Raw genomic sequence first — 20,094 nt, forward strand, 5'->3', positions numbered from 1 at the left:
ATCAGCAGTGGTAGCATCACGCCATCATCCAGCCCACAAGGCTGAATAACCATCAGATGCGAGCATGAACGAGCACGAAGACCCCAGCCGCGATCGGCTCAAGCTGCACTTCGCCAAGCGCGTGATCCACCAGGCGCGCCAGGTACTCGAGGTGTGGCAGCGCCTGCAGCAGGAAGAATGGGGCGCTGCCGTGATGTCCGAACTGGCCGAGACCAATCTCGGCCTGCTGCGCTACGCCGAACGCTTCGAGCAGGACGTGCACGTACAGCTGGCCCGCTCCATCGTGCAGTGCCTGGAAGCGGTCGAGGCCAACCGCGGCCGCCTCACCAGCCAGCTGATCACCGAGCTCAACCAGCTGATGCAGCGCCTGTCGCGCACCGGCTTGCGCCATGGCGACCAGTACGAGCAGACCTTCCTGCCGCCGCTGCGCAAGCCGGTGTACCTGGCCCTGCAGGACCAGGACCGCGCAGAGCGCCTGGCCCAGCAACTGGAATTCTTCGGTCTGTACGCCCAGCCACTGGCCAGCGCGCAAGCCTTCCGCGCGGCCATGGCCGAGCGTCATCCGGCCGCCATCCTGATGGAAGTGGACTTCGCCGGCCCCGGCCAGGGCATGGTCCTGGCCGGCGAGGCGCAGGAAGGCCTGGAGCACAAGCTGCCGCTGCTGTTCTTCAGCCACGAGGACGTCGACACCCCGACCCGCTTGGCTGCGGTACGTGCCGGCGGCCAGGAATTCTTCACCGGCAGCCTGGACGCTTCCGGCCTGATCGAGCGCATCGAGATCCTCACCAACGTGGTCCACTACGACCCGTACAAGGTGCTGATCGTCGACGACTCGCGGGCCCAGGCCACGCATACCGAGCGCGTGCTCAACAGCGCCGGCATCGTCACCCGCACCCTGACCGAGCCGATCCAGGCCATGGCCGAGCTGGCCGAGTTCCAACCGGACCTGATCATCCTCGACATGTACATGCCCGACTGCAGCGGCACCGAGCTGGCCAAGGTGATTCGCCACAACGACCGCTACGTCAGCGTGCCGATCATCTACCTGTCCGCCGAGGACGACCTGGACAAGCAGCTCGACGCCATGAGCGAGGGCGGCGACGACTTCCTGACCAAGCCGATCAAGCCGCGCCACCTGATCGCCACCGTGCGCAACCGCGCGGCGCGGGCGCGCAACCTCAAGGCGCGCATGGTGCGCGACAGCCTCACCGGGCTGTACAACCACACCCATACCCTGCAGCTGCTGGAGGATGCGCGCTTCCGCGCCCGTCGCGACGGCCAGCCGCTGACCTTCGCCATGCTCGACATCGACCACTTCAAGAAGGTCAACGACACCTTCGGCCACCCCATGGGCGACCGGGTGATCAAGAGCCTGGCGCTGTTCCTCAAGCAGCGCCTGCGCAAGACCGACCATATCGGCCGTTACGGCGGCGAAGAATTCGCCGTGGTCCTGACCGATACCGATGCGGTCACCGCGGCCAAGGTGCTGGACGAAATCCGCAGGCGTTTCGCCGAGATCCACTACCCGGCCCAGCCCCATGACCTGACCTGCACCTTCAGCTGCGGCATCGCCGAAATGGCCGAGGGCATGGACAGCAACAGCCTGTCCAAACAGGCCGACGAGGCGCTCTACATGGCCAAGCGCGGCGGCCGCAATCGGGTCGAGATTTACCTGGGCGAGCCGACGTGAACCACGTCACAGCGTCATAAAGTCGTAACCAAACCGCAATAACCTGCGGACACCGCCTCAGTAGTTTTCCGGTGTCCGAACATGCGTCTCAAGCAGCTCACCAACCTCTCCACCACCCTCCTGATCACCGCCTGCCTGGCCCTGGGTGGCACGCTCTGGTGGTCGGAACGGGCGCTGGAGCAGCCTTACCTGCTGATGCAGCGCTACCTCAACCTGTCCCAGCAATTCCAACAGCAGATCGCCGCCAATGTGCAGGCCTACCTGGCCAGCGGCGATGCCGTGCGCCACAGCCAGGCGAGCCAGGCCATCGGCGAACTGGAAGCGCAGCTGAGCGAGTTGCCGAGTGAGCTGGCTGACTCCCTGCGCCCCAGCCTGGAAGAACTGAATCGCTTCGCCTCTAGCGACCTGCTCGCCGCCGGCAAGCTGGCCGGCGACCCACAGGGCCTGCTGCTGCAGGCGGAGCGGGAAATGGGCGGCGCCCTCGACCAGTTGGCCCGCTACGCCGCCGACAGCGGCAATCCGCAGGCTGCCAGCTATGCCCAGCCGCTGTTCGCCGCAGCGCAACACCTGGCACGCCTGGGCCATGCCCGCGGCAAGCTGGTGAGCAGCGGCCGCAGCGAACTGGCCGGCGACGTGGAACGCGAACTGGGCGCCCTCACCCAGCAGGCCGCTGCACTGGACGCCCTGCCCCTGCTCGGCGTGGCCGACAGCGCCGACACTGGCAACAGCTTCGCCGACCTGCTCGGCCTGGCTGGCGACGCCGACCAGCAGCAGACTGAAGACAAGGGCATCGCCCTCAAGCGCGACTTCGCCAGCCTGGTCAAACGCTACCCGGCCGAGTTGGCGCGCACCCGCGCGCTGATCCAGCAACGCAGCGAACTGGCCAGCGCCAGCGCCACGCGGATCGAGCAACTGCAGCGGGCCCTGGCCGGCCTCGAACCGCTGGTGCGCGCCGAGCACGGCCGCATTCAGGGCGAGGCGCGCCTGATCCAGGGCCTGGTGATCGGGCTGATCCTGCTGATCGCCCTGGGCCTGGACCAGATCCAGCGGCGCCTGGGCAACGTGCTCAGCCGCCTGGCACCGGCCCTGTCGACCTGGGCTGCCGGTGACTTCGCCGCGGACATCCAGCTGCAGGCGCGTACCCGCGAGATGCGCGATATCGAGGACTCGCTGAACCGCCTGCGCCGCTACCTGGTGGAGCTGGTCGGCACCATTCACCAGCACGCCGGCGAAGTGGCCGGCAGCAGCCGAACCCTGGCCGAGCTGAGCCAGGGCCTGCACGGCGGCGCCGAGCGCCAGCTGGCCGACACCGCGCAGATTCGCGATGCCCTGGGCGAACTGGAAGGCACCATCGCCCAGGTCGCCGACGACGCCAGTCAGGCGGCCGAAGCCAGCCGCGCTGCCAGCCGCGCAGTGGAGCAGGGCCAGCGGGTGATCGAGCAGAGCCTCAACGGCCTGCACGGGCTGGTCGGCGAGGTGCAGGGCAATGCCCAGTCCATCGAACAGCTGGCGGCCGAGACCGCCACCATCGGCTCGGTACTCACGGTGATCCGCGGCGTAGCCGAACAGACCAACCTGCTCGCGCTGAATGCTGCCATCGAGGCCGCTCGCGCCGGAGAAGCCGGACGCGGCTTCGCCGTGGTCGCCGACGAGGTGCGCTCGCTGGCCCAACGCACCAGCGGCGCCACCGAGGAGATTCAGCAGTTGATCGCCCGCCTGCAGCAGGCCGCCCAGCAATCGGTCAGCGCGATGCGCGCCCAGGTCGAGCACGCCGAGGCCACCGCCGGCCAGGCCGAACAGGCCGACGGCGCGCTGGACGAAGTGGTGGTGGCGATCCGCACCATCGCCAGCATGGCCGAACGCATCGCCGAGGCCACCGCCCAGCAGGGCGGCGCGGCCAGCGAGATCCGCGACCGCAGCGAGCGCATCCATCACCTGGGTGGCGACAACCTGACCCGCATCGGCGAGGGCCGCGCCCAGGGCGAGCAGTTGCTGCAGTTGGGTGGACGCCTGCATACGGCGGTACAGGCCTTCCGTGTCTAACCGCACATCGGCCGGCAATATCCACTGACACCCTGCGCCAGTAGGTCGCCTAGGGTCGCTCGGCCGACTTGGGTATGATGCCGCCACGTCTCTCGTGCGAGCCCGCCATGCGCCGTCTGCTGCCCCTGTTCCTGCTGCTGTTCACCCTGCCGGCCCTGGCCGGTCTGTTCGATGATCCCAAGCCACGCGGCGTGATCGAAGACTCCACGCTGAACAACAGCGGCGACTTCCTGCCGGTGCGCGAGGCCTTCCGCCTGAGCCTGGTGAGCAGCGACGCCAAGTCGGTGAAGCTGCGCTTCGTCAACGCCGAGGGCTACTACCTCTACCGCCATCGCTTCCAGTTCCGCATCGAACCCAGCGACCTGGCCAAGGGCGAGGCCTCGCTGCCGGCGGGCGAGCCCAAGCACGACGAATACTTCGGCGATGTCGAGGTGTACTACGGCATCACCGACGTCACCCTGCCGATCGACAACCCCATCGACCTGCCCTTCACCGTGCACGTCGGCTACCAGGGCTGCGCCGACAAGGGCCTGTGCTACCCGCCGGAGAACGAGCGTATCGAGGTGGATGGCGAGGGCGCCGCGCCGACCACTGACGCGACCGCCGCATCGGCCCCGGCCACCACACCGAGCGGCTGGACCTGGAAGGAGCTGGCACTGTTCTTCCTCGGCGGCCTGGCCCTGACCTTCACTCCCTGTGTGCTGCCGATGCTGCCGATCCTTACCGGCGTGGTCCTGCGCGGTCAGCCGGGCGGTGCGCGCAGCCTGGCGCTGTCGCTGGCCTACGTGCTGCCCATGGCGCTCAGCTTCGCCATCCTCGGCGCGCTGATGGGCTTGTTCGGCGCCGAACTCAACCTGCAGGCGCGCCTGCAGTCGCCCTGGGTGCTGGTGCCCTTCGCCATCTTCTTCGCCCTGTTCGGCGCCGCCAGCCTGGGCTTTCTCGAACTGCGCCTGCCGGCCGCCATCGATGGCCCGCTGCAACGCCTGAGCCAGCGCCTGAACGGCGGCACGGTGCTCAGCGCCGCCGCCCTCGGTGTGCTGTCCAGTCTGCTGGTCTCGCCTTGTGTATCGGCACCACTGGCCGGCGCCCTGCTGTATATCAGTGCCAGCGGCGACGCCCTCGGCGGCGGCCTCAAGCTGCTGGCCCTGGGCCTGGGCATGGGCGCGCCGCTGGTGCTGTTCGCCGTCGGCGGCGGCGCCCTGTTGCCCAAGTCCGGTCCCTGGATGCTTACGGTGCGCAATGCCTTCGGCGCTCTGCTGATGGCCGTAGCCGTATGGCTGCTGGAGCGCGTGGTGCCGGGCCCGGTCGCCCTCGCCCTGTGGGGCCTGCTGGCCGCCGGCGTGGCGCTCTGGCTCGGCGTGCTGGAGCTGACGCTGAAGACCCACCACCAGAAGCTGGCCCAGCTGATCGGTCTGCCACTGCTGGTTTATGCGGTCGTCGCCTGGGTCGGCGCCCTGCAGGGGGCGAGCGATCCGCTACGGCCACTGGGCCGCGCCGAGGCCGCCGTCGCCAGCACGTCAACCAGCGCTGTCCACAGCGAGTGGCAGACCATCACCACCCCGGCCGAACTGGACGCGGCCCTCGCCGAAGCCAGGAGCGCCGGCCAGCCGTTGCTGCTGGACTGGTACGCCGACTGGTGCATCAGCTGCAAGGTGATTGAGCGCGAGGTGCTGACGGCGCCGAGCGTGACTGCGCAGCTGGGCGGCTATCGGCTGATCCGCTTCGACATCACTGAGAGCCGCGAGGACCAGCGCGCCCTACTCGACCGCTACCAGCTGTTCGGCCCCCCGGCGATCCTGTTCTTCGGGCAAAAGGGTGACGAATGGTTGGATCTGCGTGTCGTAGGTGAAATCAGCGCCGCCGACTTCGCCGATCGCCTGACCCGCGCCGCCGCTCGCCAGAACTGACGACGTCATATTTCTGCCGCAAATTTCGTCCATCTTGCCGACTACTCCCGGCAACTGGACAGCCCGCAGCGCTTTCGGCATAGTCCCGGCCATTCCAAGGTCAGAACAATAAGGAAGCGCCCATGGCTACCCTCCTGGTGCTGCACGGCCCCAACCTCAATCTGCTGGGCACCCGCGAGCCCGACAAATACGGCGCCACGACCCTGGCCGAGATCAACCAGGACCTGGAGCAGCGCGCCCGCGCCGCCGGCCACCACCTGATGTACCTGCAGAGCAATGCCGAGTACGAGCTGATCGAGCGCATTCATGCGGCGAAAGGTGAAGGAGTCGACTTCATCCTGATCAATCCGGCGGCTTTCACCCATACCAGCGTCGCATTACGTGACGCGCTGCTGGCGGTGAGCATCCCATTCATCGAAGTGCACCTGTCCAACGTGCACAAGCGCGAACCCTTCCGCCATCACTCCTACTTCTCCGACGTAGCGGTGGGAGTGATCTGCGGCCTTGGCGCCAGCGGTTACCGCCTGGCCCTGGAGGCCGCCCTGGAACAATTAGAACGCCCCTGACCTCACCCTTGGGAGTTGCAAAACTATGGATATCCGTAAAGTCAAAAAACTGATCGAGCTGCTGGAAGAGTCCGGTATCGACGAGCTGGAGATCCGCGAGGGCGAAGAGTCCGTGCGCATCAGCCGCCACAGCAAGCAGCCGGCTTATGCTCCGCAGCCGGTTTATGCCGCCGCCCCGGCTCCGGCCGCCGCTCCGGTCGCCGCTGCTGCTCCGGCCGTCGCCGCTGACGCCGCTCCGGCCGCCGCCAAGCTGAACGGCCATGTGGTGCGTTCGCCGATGGTCGGCACCTTCTACCGCGCCGCCTCGCCGACCTCGGCCAACTTCGCTGAAGTGGGCCAGAGCGTGAAGAAGGGCGACATCCTGTGCATCGTCGAAGCGATGAAGATGATGAACCACATCGAGGCCGAGGCCAGCGGCGTGATCGAGTCCATCCTGGTGGATAACGGCCAGCCGGTGGAATACGACCAGCCCCTGTTCACCATCGTTTGATGCGCGGGGAACCTGCGATGCAGCTGGAAAAAGTCCTGATCGCCAACCGTGGCGAAATCGCCCTGCGCATCCTGCGCGCCTGCAAGGAGCTGGGCATCAAGACGGTGGCCGTCTACTCCACCGCCGACCGCGAGCTGATGCACCTGGGCCTGGCCGACGAGACCGTGTGCATCGGCCCCGCGCCCGGCGCCAAGTCGTACCTGAACATCCCGGCGATCATCGCCGCCGCCGAAGTCACCGGCGCCACGGCCATCCACCCGGGCTACGGCTTCCTCGCGGAAAACGCCGACTTCGCCGAGCAGGTGGAAAAATCCGGCTTCGCCTTCATCGGCCCGACCGGTGACGTGATCCGCCTGATGGGCGATAAGGTCTCGGCCAAGAACGCCATGATCAAGTCCGGCGTGCCCGTGGTACCCGGCTCCGAAGGCCCGCTGCCGGAAGACGAAGAAACCGCGCTGAAGATCGCCCGCGAGGTTGGTTACCCGGTGATCATCAAGGCCGCTGGCGGCGGCGGTGGTCGCGGCATGCGCGTGGTGCACAAGGAAGAAGACCTGATCAAGTCGGCCAAGCTGACCCGCACCGAAGCGGGCGCCGCCTTCGGCAACTCGATGGTCTATCTGGAGAAGTTCCTCGGCAACCCGCGCCACGTGGAAGTCCAGGTGCTGTCCGACGGCCAGGGCAACGCCATCCACCTGGGCGACCGCGACTGCTCGCTGCAGCGCCGTCACCAGAAGGTCCTGGAAGAAGCCCCAGCCCCGGGCATCGACGAGAAGGCCCGCGCCGAAGTGCTGCAACGCTGCGTCGACGCCTGTGTCGAGATCGGCTATCGCGGCGCCGGCACCTTCGAGTTCCTCTACGAAGACGGCCGCTTCTACTTCATCGAGATGAACACCCGTGTGCAGGTCGAGCATCCGGTCACCGAGATGGTCACCGGTATCGACATCGTCAAGGAGATGCTCAGCATCGCCGCCGGTAACAAGCTGTCGATCAAGCAGAGCGACGTGGTCATCCGCGGTCACGCCCTGGAGTGCCGGATCAACGCCGAGGACCCGGACAACTTCATGCCCTGCCCCGGCAAGGTCAAGCACTACCACGCCCCGGGCGGCAACGGCATCCGTGTCGACTCGCACCTGTACAGCGGCTATTCGGTACCGCCGAACTACGACTCGCTGATCGGCAAGCTGATCTCCTACGGCAAGGACCGCAGCGAAGCCATGGCACGCATGCGCAACGCCTTGGACGAGCTGGTGGTCGACGGCATCAAGACCAACATCCCGCTGCACCGCGACCTGACCCGCGACAAGGGTTTCGCCAAGGGTGGCGTGAACATCCACTACCTGGAGAAGAAGCTGGGCATGGACAAGCACTGAGTCCGTCCTCGCTTCACCACACGGGCTGCCTGCGGGCGGCCCGTGTGCTTTCCGGTCGGCGCCCGCGGTGGCGGCGGCCGTGCCCCTCAAGTAAGCTGCGCGCCCAAATCGCACCATCCTGCTGCACCGCACACGAGGTTCGCCATGCCCTGGTTACAAGTCCGTCTCGCCATCACCCCGGAACAGGCAGAGACCTACGAGGACGCGCTGCTCGGCGTCGGCGCCGTGTCGGTAACCTTCATGGACGCCGAGGACCAGCCGATCTTCGAGCCGGACCTGGGCACCACCCCGCTGTGGTCCAACACCCACCTGCTGGCCCTGTTCGAGGCCGACACCGACCCGGCCAACCTGGTCGCGCACCTGCAGCTGCTCACCGGCGGCGAGCTGCCGCAGCACGAGATCGAGCACATCGCCGATCAGGACTGGGAGCGCAGCTGGATGGACAACTTCCAGCCCATGCGCTTCGGCCGCCGCCTGTGGATAGTACCGAGCTGGCATGCCGCGCCTGAGCCGGAAGCGGTCAACCTGCTGCTCGACCCGGGCCTGGCCTTCGGCACCGGCACCCATCCAACCACCGCGCTGTGCCTGGAGTGGCTGGACGGCCAGGAGCTGAATGACTGCACCGTGATCGACTTCGGCTGCGGCTCGGGCATCCTGGCCATCGCCGCCCTGCTGCTCGGCGCCCCGCAGGCCATCGGCACCGACATCGACCCCCAGGCCCTGGAGGCCTCGCGTGACAATGCCGGGCGCAACGGCATCGACCCGGCGCGTTTCCCGGTCTACCTGCCCGCCGACATGCCGCAACAGCCGGCCGAAGTGGTGGTCGCCAACATCCTGGCCGGCCCGCTGGTGTCGCTGGCCCCGCAGATCAGCGCCCTGGTCAAGGCCGGCGGGCGCCTGGCGCTGTCCGGCATCCTCGCCGAACAGGCCGAGGAAGTGCGCGCCGCCTATGAGGGCGCCTTCGAGCTCGATCCGACCGCGATCAAGGACGGCTGGGTACGCATCAGCGGGGTGAAGCGCTAGCAGCGCTTGTATTCCCAGGCCCCTGCTTGGGTAAACTAGCGCCCTGTTTCGCACGGACCGCCGCATGACCGACAGTTTCGTCACTCAATGCCCCCACTGCCGTACCAGCTTCCGCATCAGCCGTGCGCAGCTGGGCGCAGCCCATGGCGCCGTGCGCTGCGGGGCCTGCATGCGCGTGTTCAATGCCGCCCAGCAACTGCTGGTGGACCAGAATCGAGTCAGCAAGCCGACTACGCCGGCGCCCGCTGCGGCGACGCCACCGCCAGCACCCGCCAGGCCGGCCGCCCCCGCCGAACAACCCAGTGCCGCGCAGCCGCCGCGCCCGGCACCTGCTGCCGCGCCAACGCCCAGCCAGCCAGCCGCCGTACCGCCGGCACCCGCACCAGTGCCGACCCAGCCGAGCCCGGCGCCCGCGGCGGAAAAGAAATCCGTCGACACCCTGTGGATTCACGATGATCTGGACCTGGACAGCCTCGACCTGGACGAGGAACTGGCCAAGCTGGAAGAGCAGGAGATGCAGCTGTCCCGCGAGTTTCTGGCGATGGGCAACGCCGCGCAGAACAACGAGCACCTGCTGCATGGCGACGAGGAAGACAATCGCCACGACGAGAGCTGGGCCGAATCGCTGATCAAGGATGAGCCGCCGCGCAAGCCGGAAGCCCTGCAGACGGCACGCCCACGCGTGGAGCCGCCGGCCGAGCCGCACTATCAGCCGCAGCCCAGCCCGGAACCGATCCCTGCCCCGGCACCGGCCATCAGGGCCGAAGCGCCACGCAAGGCGAAACCGATCGAGGAACCGGAAAGCGAGCGCGACGAGCCAGTCCTGGGCGATCTCAGCGCCGACGAGGATGCCGAGGAAATCGGCGACGGCGACTACGGCATCGCCGCCGAGCCGGCCGCCAAGTCCGCGCGCAGCGAGCCGGGGCTGCGCGACAACGGCCTGCTCGACCTGAATGACGATCCGCTGCAGCTGGACTGGCAGCAGCCGAAGAAGCCCTGGGGCCGCTGGATTGGCTGGGGTCTGCTGAACCTGATCGCCGCCGCCGCCCTGGCCACCCAGTACGTGATCTACCACTTCGAGGAGCTGGCCCGCCAGGACCAGTACCGCCCCTGGTTCGAGACCCTCTGTCCGGAGATCGGCTGCACCCTGCCGTCCAAGGTCGATATCTCCCAGGTGCGCAGCACCAACTTGGTGGTGCGCAGCCATCCGCAGTACATGGACGCGCTGATGGTCGACGCCATCCTCTACAACCGCGCCCCCTTCGCCCAGCCCTTCCCGCTGCTGGAGCTGCGCTTCGCCGACCTCAATGGCCAGCTGATCGCCAGCAGCCGCTTCCGCCCCAGCGAGTACCTGAGCGGCGAGCTGGCCGGCCAGGACGAGATGCCTCCGCAGACACCGATCCACATCTCCCTGGAGATCAAGGACCCGGGCGCCAAGGCGGTCAACTACAGCCTCAGCTTCCACTCCCCGGAATAGGCTGAAAACGCCGGATTCCCGGCGTTTGCGCCACTCCACCTAGCCAACGGCGATAACCCGATGGCTGCTCATAATTTGTTCAAAACAGCCTTTATCCGGTCACCGAGAGCGGGTATCATGCCCTCCCTTTTTCGCACTCCCCCGATCGCCGTTCCGCACTTTGGCAGGCTACGCCATTGCCCGAAACGACCCTCGAGACAACAGGGATGACCAGTCGGTGGTACGCATCGGCCCTTACACACTGCCCAATCAGCTGATCCTCGCCCCCATGGCGGGCGTCACCGATCAGCCGTTCCGGCAGCTGTGCCGGCGCCTCGGCGCCGGGCTGGTGGTCTCGGAAATGGTCACCAGCGACGTGCGCCTGTGGAACAGCCGCAAATCCAGCCTGCGCATGATCCATACCGGTGATCCCGAGCCGCGCTCGGTGCAGATCGCCGGTGGCGATCCCGAGATGTTGGCCGAGGCCGCTCGTCGCAATGTGGAGATGGGCGCGCAGATCATCGACATCAACATGGGCTGCCCGGCCAAGAAGGTCTGCAACAAGGCCGCAGGTTCGGCGTTGATGAAAGATGAAGAATTGGTGACGGCGATCCTCAATGCTGTGGTCAGCGCCGTCGACGTGCCGGTGACCCTGAAGATCCGCACCGGCTGGGATCGCGCCAACAAGAACGGCATCACCGTGGCCAAGATCGCCGAGCAGGCCGGCATCGCCGCCCTCGCCGTGCACGGCCGCACCCGCGCCGACCTGTACACCGGCGAGGCCGAGTACGACACCATCGCCGCGATCAAGCAGGCGGTCTCGATTCCGGTGTTCGCCAATGGCGACATCGATTCGCCGCACAAGGCCCGCGCAGTGCTCGACGCCACCGGCGCCGATGCCCTGCTGATCGGTCGCGCGGCGCAGGGGCGGCCGTGGATCTTCCGCGAGATCGCCCATTACCTGGCGACCGGCACGGAGCTGCCGGCGCCGACGCTGTACGAAGTAGAACGAATCCTGCTGGAACACCTGGCCGCGCTGCACGCCTTCTATGGCGACCTGATGGGCGTACGCATCGCCCGCAAGCACGTCGGCTGGTACCTGGCAACGCTACCCGGCGCCCGCGAGTTCCGCGCCGAGTTCAATCGTCTGGAAAGTACGGACGCGCAGTACACCGCCGCTCGGCAGTTCTTCGCCGAGCAGAACAATAAAGGAGAAGGGGTGGCCGCATGACGAGGATGACCGAGCCTTTTTTTGAGCAATCAGTTTTTGATGGGGCAGTACCCGTGAGCGACAACGCCAACCTGAAGCAGCACCTGAACACACCGTTCGAGCAGGGCCAAACCCTGCGCGACAGCGTGGAGAAGGCCCTGCACAACTACTTCGCCCATCTCGAGGGGGCCGACGTCACCGACGTCTACAACCTGGTCCTGACCGAGGTCGAAGCGCCGCTGCTGGAGACCGTGATGAACTACGTCAAGGGCAACCAGACCAAGGCCTCCGAGCTGCTCGGCCTGAACCGCGGCACCCTGCGCAAGAAGCTCAAGCAATACGATCTGCTGTAAGCCTCGAATACATGGAAAAGGGCGGCCCGCACATAAAAGGGGCTCGCCCTTTTTTACTGAATCTCCAGCTCCGATGGACTTTGCAATGACCGACCAGACCACCCGCCTCCCCGTTCGCCGCGCCCTGATCAGCGTCTCCGACAAGACCGGCATCCTCGAGTTCGCCCGTGAACTCGTCAGCCTGGGCGTGGAAATCCTCTCCACCGGCGGCACCTACAAGCTGCTCAAGGACAACGGCGTCGCGGCCGTGGAAGTGGCCGACTACACCGGCTTCCCGGAAATGATGGACGGTCGCGTGAAGACTCTGCACCCGAAGATCCACGGCGGCATCCTTGGCCGTCGCGCCCTGGACGGCGACGTGATGGAGCAGCACGGCATCAAGCCGATCGACCTGGTCGCGGTCAACCTCTACCCCTTCGCCGCCACCGTGGCCAAGCCGGGCTGTGACCTGGCCGACGCCATCGAAAACATCGACATCGGCGGCCCGACCATGGTCCGCAGCGCGGCGAAGAACCACAAAGACGTGGCCATCGTGGTCAACGCCAGCGACTACGCCGGCATCGTCGAGTCGCTGAAGGCCGGTGGCCTGAGCTACGCCCAGCGCTTCGACCTGGCCCTCAAGGCCTTCGAGCACACCGCCGCCTACGACGGCATGATCGCCAACTACCTGGGCACCATCGACCAGAGCCGCGACACCCTGTCGACCGAAGAGCGTGGTTCCTTCCCGCGCACCTTCAACAGCCAGTTCATCAAGGCCCAGGAAATGCGCTACGGCGAGAACCCGCACCAGAGCGCGGCGTTCTACGTGGAAGCACAGAAGGGCGAGGCCAGCGTCGCCACCGCCATCCAGCTGCAGGGCAAGGAGCTGTCATTCAACAACGTGGCCGACACCGACGCCGCGCTGGAGTGCGTGAAGAGCTTCGTCAAGCCAGCCTGCGTCATCGTCAAGCACGCCAACCCGTGCGGCGTGGCCGTAGCCACCGACGCCGAAGGCGGCATCCGCAAGGCCTATGACCTGGCCTACGCCACCGACACCGAGTCGGCCTTTGGCGGCATCATCGCCTTCAACCGCGAGCTGGACGGCGAGACCGCCCAAGCCATCGTCGACCGTCAGTTCGTCGAAGTGATCATCGCCCCGAAAATCTCCCAGGCCGCCCGCGACGTAGTGGCTGCCAAGGCCAACGTGCGCCTGCTCGAGTGCGGCGAATGGCCGGCCGAGCGTAGCGCTGGCTGGGACTTCAAGCGCGTCAACGGCGGCCTGCTGGTACAGAGCCGTGACATCGGCATGATCAAGGCCGAAGACCTGAAAGTGGTCACCAAGCGCGCACCGACCGAACAGGAAGTGCACGACCTGGTGTTCGCCTGGAAAGTGGCCAAGTTCGTCAAATCCAACGCCATCGTCTACGCCAAGGGCCGTCAGACCATCGGCGTCGGCGCCGGCCAGATGAGCCGCGTCAACTCCGCGCGCATCGCCGCGATCAAGGCCGAGCACGCCGGCCTGCAGGTCGCCGGCTCGGTCATGGCCTCCGACGCCTTCTTCCCGTTCCGCGACGGCCTGGACAATGCCGCCGCCAACGGCATCACCGCGGTGATCCAGCCGGGTGGTTCGATGCGCGATGCGGAAGTCATTGCGGCCGCCGATGAGGCGGGGATTGCGATGGTGTTCACCGGCATGCGTCATTTCCGTCACTGATTGACGAGGCGGTGGATGGCTGCGGCCATCCACCCTACTCCGCACCCATTTCGTAGGGTGGATAACGCTCTGCTTATCCACCAAACGGGCTCAAGGCCCGCCTCCACTGGGAGAGCAACATGAACGTATTGATCATCGGCAGCGGCGGCCGCGAACATGCCCTGGCCTGGAAAGTGGCGCAGGACAAGCGCGTCGAGAAGGTCTTCGTCGCCCCGGGCAACGCCGGCACCGCCACCGAGGCCAAGTGCGAGAACGTGAGCATCGACGTGCTGGCCATCGAGCAGCTGGCCGACTTCGCCGAGAAGAACGTGCAGCTGACCATCGTCGGCCCGGAAGCGCCGCTGGTGAAGGGCGTGGTCGACCTGTTCCGTTCGCGCAAGCTGGACATCTTCGGCCCCACCGCTGCCGCCGCCCAGCTGGAAGGTTCCAAGGCCTTCACCAAGGACTTCCTCGCCCGTCACGCGATCCCCACCGCCGACTACCAGAACTTCACCGAAGTCGAGCCGGCGCTGGCCTACCTGCGCGAGAAGGGCGCGCCGATCGTGGTCAAGGCCGACGGCCTGGCCGCCGGCAAGGGCGTGATCGTCGCCATGACCCTGGCCGAAGCCGAGGAAGCCGTGCGCGATATGCTCAGCGGCAATGCATTTGGCGACGCCGGCGCGCGGGTGGTGATCGAGGAATTCCTCGACGGCGAAGAAGCCAGCTTCATCGTCATGGTCGACGGCGAGCACGTGCTGCCGATGGCCACCAGCCAGGACCACAAGCGCGTCGGCGACGGCGACACCGGCCCGAACACCGGCGGCATGGGCGCCTACTCGCCGGCCCCGGTGGTCACCCCGGACGTGCACCAGCGCGTGATGGACGAAGTGATCTACCCGACCGTGCGCGGCATGGCTGCCGAAGGCAACGTCTACACCGGCTTCCTCTACGCAGGCCTGATGATCGACAAGGCCGGCAAGCCCAAGGTCATCGAGTTCAACTGCCGCTTCGGCGACCCGGAAACCCAGCCGATCATGGTCCGCCTGGAAAGCTCCCTGGTACTGCTGGTCGAGGCCGCCCTGGCCAAGGCGCTGGACAAGGTCGAAGCGACCTGGGACCCGCGTCCGACCGTGGGCGTGGTGATCGCCGCCGGTGGCTACCCGGCCGACTACGCCAAGGGCGACGTGATCGAAGGCCTGGACGCCGCCGCCAAGATCGACGGCAAGGTGTTCCACGCCGGTACCGCGCTGAACTCGGCCGGTGAAGTGGTCACCGCCGGTGGCCGCGTGCTGTGCGCCACCGCCATCGGCAAGAGCGTGTCCGATGCCCAGCAGCAGGCCTACCGCCTGGCCGAGCAGATCTGCTGGAACGGCAGCTTCTACCGCACCGATATCGGCTACCGCGCCATTGCCCGCGAGCAAGGCGAGAGCTGATTTTCAGCCGATAGAAAAAAGGCCCCGCATTGCGGGGCCTTTTCGTTTCTGCATTGCGATCAGATCCGCAGGGTGGGCTGCCGCTGCGCGGCGAGACCACCCTACTGCCGTTAGTGCCAGTTACGCAGATCGCGATCCTTGGTCTCCGGCATCAGGAACAGGCCGATGATGAAGGTCATCACCGCCACCACGATCGGGTACCACAGCCCGTAGTAGATGTTGCCGGTGGCGGCGACCATGGCGAAAGCGGTGGTCGGCAGGAAGCCGCCGAACCAGCCGTTGCCGATGTGGTACGGCAGCGACATCGCCGTGTAGCGGATGCGCGTGGGGAACAGCTCGACCAGTAGCGCGGCGATGGGCCCGTAGACCATGGTCACGAACAGCACCAGCACGGTCAGCAGCAGTACCAGCATCGGCGTGTTGATCTGCGCCGGGTCGGCCTTGGCCGGGTAGCCAGCGCTGCGGATCACCTCGGTCATCTTGGCGTTGAAGGCATCGGACTGCGCCTTGAACTGGTCGGCCGGCATGCCGGCGCCGGAGAACGAGGCGATGGTCTGCTCGCCGATACGGATGCTCGCCGGGGTGCCGGCCGGCGCCTCCTCGTTGGCGTAGTTCACCGAGTTGCGCGCCAGGAAGCCCTTGGCGATATCGCAGGAGGTGACGAACTTCGAGGTGCCCACCGGGTTGAACTGGAAGGAGCACTCGTTGGGATCGGCCACCACCGTCACCGGCGCCGAGACCTGGGCCTGCTCCAGCGCCGGGTTGGCGTAGTGGGTGATCAGGCCGAACAGCGGGAAGTAGGTCAGCGCCGCGACCAGGCAGCCGCCGAGGATGATCGGCTTGCGCCCGATCTTGTCCGACAGCCAGCCGAACACGATGAAGAACGGCGTGCCGATCAGCAGCGACAGGGCGATCAGGATATTCGCCGTGGCCGCCTCCACCTTCAGCGTCTGGGTCAGGAAGAACAGCGCGTAGAACTGGCCGGTGTACCAGACCACCGCCTGGCCGGCGGTGCCGCCGAACAAGGCGACCAGCGCCACCTTGGCATTCTCCCAGCGGCCGAAGGCCTCGGTCAGCGGCGCCTTGGAGGTCTTGCCCTCCTCCTTCATCTTCTTGAAGGCCGGGCTCTCGCTCAGGGTCAGGCGAATCCACACCGAGATTGCCAGCAGCAGGATCGACAGCAGGAACGGGATGCGCCAGCCCCAGGCGGCGAACGCTTCCTCGCCGAGCCAGGTGCGGGTACCGAGGATCACCAGCAGCGAGAGGAACAGGCCCAGCGTGGCGGTGGTCTGGATCCACGAGGTGTAGAAGCCGCGCCGGCCATGCGGTGCGTGCTCGGCCACGTAGGTCGCCGCGCCGCCGTACTCGCCACCCAGGGCCAGGCCCTGGAACAGCCGCAGCACGATGAGGATGATCGGCGCCGCGATGCCCCAACTGGCATACGACGGCAGGATGCCGACGATGAAGGTCGACAGGCCCATGATCAGGATGGTGATGAGGAAGGTGTACTTGCGCCCGACCAGGTCGCCCAGGCGACCGAAGAAGATGGCGCCGAACGGCCGTACCGCGAAGCCGGCGGCGAAGGCCATGAGGGCGAAGATGAAGGCCGCGGTCGGGTTGACCCCGGAGAAGAACTGCGCCGCGATGATCGCCGAGAGCGAACCGTACAGGTAGAAGTCGTACCACTCGAAGACGGTGCCGAGGGATGAGGCGAAAATCACTTTTCGCTCCTCGGCGGTCATGGGTCCGGCCTGTGCCTGGCCGGCGTCTGCCGTTGCTACGCTCATGGGGTGCCTCCCGACGCCAGTCGGCAGAGAGCGAGGATCGCCCTTTACCCGGACGTCTTTTCTTGTGATTGTTCTGATCTGGAAGGCTAGTCGGACGTTGCAGGGCCGGCATTAGACCTTAGTCTAATGTTCGATAAATCTGTGGTAGGCGCCTGCTGCGTGCGCGAACGATCTGCGCAAAACCGTCTCGAATGCCGATTCGAGACGGGTTACAGGGTAAAGATGCGGTAAAGCTCCCACTAAGGCCGCCGCCACGACTGCCTTTTATGTATTACCCATAGCTATAATCCGGAAATCTATCGAAGAAGGGACTCCGCCGTGCGCCGGCTCTGGATCGCCACAGGACTCATCGTCAGCCTGCTCCTGGGTCTGCCGGCTCTGGCCACGGCTGCGCCGACGGCCGAGGAAAGCTGGTCGATCCTGCTCGACAAGTCGGCCCAGCTGACCTTCGACGAGGTCCAGGCCCAGAGCTCGCGCTTCCAGCCCCTCGACCGCCTCGCCTTCACCCTCCCCGCTTCACCCCAGGCCATCTGGCTGAAAGTCGATACCCGCGCCCTCTCCGCCCCGCACTGGCTGTGGCTGTTCGCCCCGCGCGTGCAGCACCTGGACTTCTATCTGGTCCAGGACGGCGTGCTGGAGCAGCAGCTACGCACCGGCGAGGCTCTGACCCTGAGCTCGCGGCCGCTGCCGTCGCGGGCCTACCTGTTCAGCCTGCCCAACGACAACCAGCCGCGGGTCGCCTACCTGCGCATGACCTCCAACCACGCGCTGATGATGTGGTTCAAGGTGATCGACGAGACCCAGTTGGTCGCCCAGGAGAAGCCGGCCTATCTGTTCGGTGCTCTGCTCGGCGGCCTGCTGCTGCTGGCCCTGTTCAACCTGCTGCGCATGGCCTACTCGCCGACCGCCAGCAACCTGTGGCTGGCCGGCATGCACGTCGCCCTGGCCCTGTGCGCTACCGCCAACATCGGTCTATTGGCGGTGCTGCTCCCGGAACAGAGCTACAACCAGTCGCTGATCGCCGACCTGGCGGCGCTGACCGCCGCCCTGTGCATCCTCGGCTACACCCGCTTCTTCTTCAGCGGCAGCAAGGCCGAGCGCAGCCCGCTGCGCCATGTGCTGCACCTGGAGTTCGCCGTGCTCGCGCTGGCCGCGGCCATGATCGGCTTCACCGGCCTGTTCTGGCACAGCTGGCTGGTCTACGGCCTGGTGGTGCTGGTGGCGTTGACCGTGCCGGCCGTGGCCTTCGTCCACTGGCGCGGCGGCTACCGCCCGGCGCGCCTGATATTCGCCGGCATGCTGATCTTCGATATCGGCTTCGCCACCCTCGGCCCGGTGCTGTTCGGTTTCGACCAGCTCAATCCCGGCTGGCTGGTGCTTTGCCTGTTCAGCGTGGCCATGGTCGCCGGCCTGGTGCTCAGCATCGCGCTGTCCGAGCGCCAGCGGCAGATCCAGAGCGACACCCTGTTCCGTCGCACCAACGAGGCCGCCACCAGCGCCGAGCTGAAGGCCAAGGCCGAGTTCCTGGCCAAGATGAGCCACGAGATCCGTACGCCCATGAACGGCGTGCTGGGCATGACCGAGCTGCTGCTGGGCACGCCGCTGTCGGCCAAGCAGCGCGACTACGTGCAGACCATTCACAGCTCCGGCAACGAGCTGCTGACCCTGATCAACGAGATTCTCGACATCTCCAAGCTGGAGTCCGGGCAGATCGAGCTGGACGACGTGCAGTTCGACCTCAACGCGCTGATCGACGACTGCCTGGACATCTTCCGCGCCAAGGCCGAGCAGCAGAAGGTCGAGCTGATCAGCTTCACCCAGCCGCAAGTGCCGCGGGTGATCAGCGGCGACCCGACGCGCCTGCGGCAGATCCTCATGAGCCTGCTGGACAACGCCTTCCGCCAGACCGACGAGGGCGAGATCCTGCTGGTGGTGGCGCTGGACAGCGAAGCCAGGGAGCCACGCCTGCGCATCGCCGTGCAGGACAGCGGGCGCCCGCTGGAACCGAGCGAGCGCGATGCGTTGCTCAACACCCAGCTGCACAGCAGTGACTTCCTCAGCGCCAGCAAGCTCGGCGGCCGCCTGGGCCTGATCATCGCCCGCCAGCTGGTGCGCCTGATGGAGGGCGAGTTCGGCGTGCAGAGCGGCGGCAGCGCCGGCAGCACCCTGTGGCTGACCCTGCCGCTCGACCCGCAACGCCTGGAACAACCCACCGCCGACCTCGACGGCCCGCTGCAAGGCGCGCGCCTGCTGGTGGTGGACGACAACGAGACCTGCCGCAAGGTGCTGCAGCAGCAGTGCGCGGCCTGGGGCCTGCAGGTCAGCGCCGTGGCGTCCGGCAAGGAGGCCCTGGCCCTGCTGCGCACCAAGGCGCACCTGCGCGAATTCTTCGACGCGGTGCTGCTGGACCAGGAAATGCCCGGCATGACCGGCATGCAGCTGGCGGCCAAGATCAAGGAAGACCCCAACCTCAACCACGACATCCTGCTGATCATGCTCACCGGCATCAGCAATGCGCCGAGCAAGATCATCGCGCGCAACGCCGGGATCAAGCGCATCCTGGCCAAGCCGGTGGCCGGCTACACGCTGAAGACCACCCTGGCCGACGAACTGGCCCAGCGCCAGGCCGGCGCGCCGCGACAGCCGCAGGTCGACAGCGGCCCGCTGCAGGTGCCGGAAGACTTCCGCATCCTGGTCGCCGAAGACAACAGCATTTCCACCAAGGTCATCCGTGGCATGCTGAGCAAGCTCAACCTGCGCCCGGACACCGCCAGCAACGGCGAGGAAGCCCTGCGCGCCATGCAGGAGCAGCAATACGACCTGGTGCTGATGGACTGCGAGATGCCGGTGCTCGACGGTTTCTCCGCCACCGAACAGCTGCGCGCCTGGGAGCAGCGCGAGCAGCGCGGGCGCACGCCGGTGGTGGCATTGACCGCGCATATCCTCTCCGAGCACAAGGAGCGCGCGCGCCAGGTCGGCATGGACGGGCACATGTCCAAGCCGGTGGAAATGTCGCAACTGCGCGACCTGATAGCCCACTGGGTGGGCGAACGCGAACGCCGCCAGCGCGACGCCCTGCCCTCCTGAATGCTGG

Annotated in this window: 14 protein-coding genes; 13 read left to right on the top strand and 1 reads right to left on the bottom strand. The window is 66.7% G+C overall.

Translation table 11 applies throughout. The features are described from left to right. Positions 1-64 precede the first annotated feature (64 nt). The 12 genes from N7607_RS02200 to purD all read left to right on the top strand — a co-directional run bounded on the left by N7607_RS02200 (position 65) and on the right by purD (position 15,213). Entirely contained in the window at positions 65-1,690 is a 1,626-nt protein-coding gene (locus N7607_RS02200) for a PleD family two-component system response regulator (RefSeq protein ID WP_279867002.1), read from the top strand. A gap of 81 nt (positions 1,691-1,771) precedes the next feature. Then, the gene (locus tag N7607_RS02205; protein ID WP_279867000.1) at positions 1,772-3,733 is read left to right on the top strand and encodes a methyl-accepting chemotaxis protein; all 1,962 of its coding nucleotides are present in this window, start codon (positions 1,772-1,774) and stop codon (positions 3,731-3,733) included. Between the two features lie 107 nt (positions 3,734-3,840). Continuing rightward, positions 3,841-5,640 carry a protein-disulfide reductase DsbD gene (dsbD, locus tag N7607_RS02210; RefSeq protein ID WP_279866999.1) on the top strand — a complete coding sequence of 600 codons (1,800 nt, stop codon included), beginning with the start codon at positions 3,841-3,843 and terminating at the stop codon, positions 5,638-5,640. 122 nt (positions 5,641-5,762) lie between these two features. Beyond that, a complete protein-coding gene (gene aroQ / locus N7607_RS02215; RefSeq protein ID WP_279866998.1) occupies positions 5,763-6,206 on the top strand; it encodes a type II 3-dehydroquinate dehydratase in 444 nt (147 codons plus the stop codon). 25 nt (positions 6,207-6,231) lie between these two features. Further along, on the top strand, positions 6,232-6,696 hold the full coding sequence (gene accB, locus N7607_RS02220; RefSeq protein WP_279866996.1) for an acetyl-CoA carboxylase biotin carboxyl carrier protein: 465 nt from the start codon (positions 6,232-6,234) through the stop codon (positions 6,694-6,696). Between the two features lie 17 nt (positions 6,697-6,713). Beyond that, the gene (gene accC, locus N7607_RS02225) at positions 6,714-8,066 is read left to right on the top strand and encodes an acetyl-CoA carboxylase biotin carboxylase subunit (RefSeq protein ID WP_279866994.1); all 1,353 of its coding nucleotides are present in this window, start codon (positions 6,714-6,716) and stop codon (positions 8,064-8,066) included. A gap of 144 nt (positions 8,067-8,210) precedes the next feature. Next, complete coding sequence (gene prmA, locus N7607_RS02230; RefSeq protein ID WP_279866993.1) at positions 8,211-9,089, top strand: 50S ribosomal protein L11 methyltransferase; 879 nt, start codon at positions 8,211-8,213, stop codon at positions 9,087-9,089. Between the two features lie 64 nt (positions 9,090-9,153). Continuing rightward, positions 9,154-10,566, top strand: a complete 1,413-nt coding sequence (locus N7607_RS02235; RefSeq protein ID WP_279866992.1) for a DUF3426 domain-containing protein — start codon at positions 9,154-9,156, stop codon at positions 10,564-10,566. Positions 10,567-10,741: 175 nt separating this feature from the next. Beyond that, entirely contained in the window at positions 10,742-11,776 is a 1,035-nt protein-coding gene (gene dusB / locus N7607_RS02240; protein ID WP_279867200.1) for a tRNA dihydrouridine synthase DusB, read from the top strand. Beyond that, complete coding sequence (fis, locus tag N7607_RS02245; RefSeq protein WP_043307105.1) at positions 11,773-12,108, top strand: DNA-binding transcriptional regulator Fis; 336 nt, start codon at positions 11,773-11,775, stop codon at positions 12,106-12,108. The genes dusB and fis overlap by 4 nt, the downstream gene beginning before the upstream one ends. Positions 12,109-12,193: 85 nt before the next feature. Next, positions 12,194-13,801: a bifunctional phosphoribosylaminoimidazolecarboxamide formyltransferase/IMP cyclohydrolase gene (gene purH, locus N7607_RS02250; RefSeq protein ID WP_279866990.1), complete on the top strand. Its 1,608-nt coding sequence runs from the start codon at positions 12,194-12,196 to the stop codon at positions 13,799-13,801. A gap of 119 nt (positions 13,802-13,920) precedes the next feature. Further along, the gene (purD, locus tag N7607_RS02255; protein WP_279866988.1) at positions 13,921-15,213 is read left to right on the top strand and encodes a phosphoribosylamine--glycine ligase; all 1,293 of its coding nucleotides are present in this window, start codon (positions 13,921-13,923) and stop codon (positions 15,211-15,213) included. Positions 15,214-15,323: 110 nt separating this feature from the next. Here purD and N7607_RS02260 read toward each other — a convergent pair whose 3' ends face one another. Further along, positions 15,324-17,000, bottom strand: a complete 1,677-nt coding sequence (locus tag N7607_RS02260) for an MFS transporter (protein WP_279866987.1) — start codon at positions 16,998-17,000, stop codon at positions 15,324-15,326. Between the two features lie 318 nt (positions 17,001-17,318). Here N7607_RS02260 and N7607_RS02265 point away from each other — a divergent pair, with 318 nt between their 5' ends. Further along, the gene (locus N7607_RS02265; protein ID WP_279866985.1) at positions 17,319-20,087 is read left to right on the top strand and encodes a hybrid sensor histidine kinase/response regulator; all 2,769 of its coding nucleotides are present in this window, start codon (positions 17,319-17,321) and stop codon (positions 20,085-20,087) included. Positions 20,088-20,094: the final 7 nt, after the last annotated feature.

It is taken from the genome of Pseudomonas sp. GD04019 (assembly GCF_029837695.1).
GTDB lineage: Bacteria > Pseudomonadota > Gammaproteobacteria > Pseudomonadales > Pseudomonadaceae > Aquipseudomonas.

What these genes read in the sequence shown, in the direction of transcription:
- accB (WP_279866996.1), top strand. Translation starts at nt 6,232, where the DNA reads ATGGATATCCGTAAAGTCAAAAAACTGATCGAGCTGCTGGAAGAGTCC.
- N7607_RS02200 (WP_279867002.1), top strand. Translation starts at nt 65, where the DNA reads ATGAACGAGCACGAAGACCCCAGCCGCGATCGGCTCAAGCTGCACTTC.
- N7607_RS02205 (WP_279867000.1), top strand. Translation starts at nt 1,772, where the DNA reads ATGCGTCTCAAGCAGCTCACCAACCTCTCCACCACCCTCCTGATCACC.
- N7607_RS02260 (WP_279866987.1), bottom strand. Translation starts at nt 17,000, where the DNA reads ATGAGCGTAGCAACGGCAGACGCCGGCCAGGCACAGGCCGGACCCATG.
- fis (WP_043307105.1), top strand. Translation starts at nt 11,773, where the DNA reads ATGACGAGGATGACCGAGCCTTTTTTTGAGCAATCAGTTTTTGATGGG.
- accC (WP_279866994.1), top strand. Translation starts at nt 6,714, where the DNA reads ATGCAGCTGGAAAAAGTCCTGATCGCCAACCGTGGCGAAATCGCCCTG.
- prmA (WP_279866993.1), top strand. Translation starts at nt 8,211, where the DNA reads ATGCCCTGGTTACAAGTCCGTCTCGCCATCACCCCGGAACAGGCAGAG.
- purH (WP_279866990.1), top strand. Translation starts at nt 12,194, where the DNA reads ATGACCGACCAGACCACCCGCCTCCCCGTTCGCCGCGCCCTGATCAGC.
- purD (WP_279866988.1), top strand. Translation starts at nt 13,921, where the DNA reads ATGAACGTATTGATCATCGGCAGCGGCGGCCGCGAACATGCCCTGGCC.
- aroQ (WP_279866998.1), top strand. Translation starts at nt 5,763, where the DNA reads ATGGCTACCCTCCTGGTGCTGCACGGCCCCAACCTCAATCTGCTGGGC.
- dsbD (WP_279866999.1), top strand. Translation starts at nt 3,841, where the DNA reads ATGCGCCGTCTGCTGCCCCTGTTCCTGCTGCTGTTCACCCTGCCGGCC.
- N7607_RS02235 (WP_279866992.1), top strand. Translation starts at nt 9,154, where the DNA reads ATGACCGACAGTTTCGTCACTCAATGCCCCCACTGCCGTACCAGCTTC.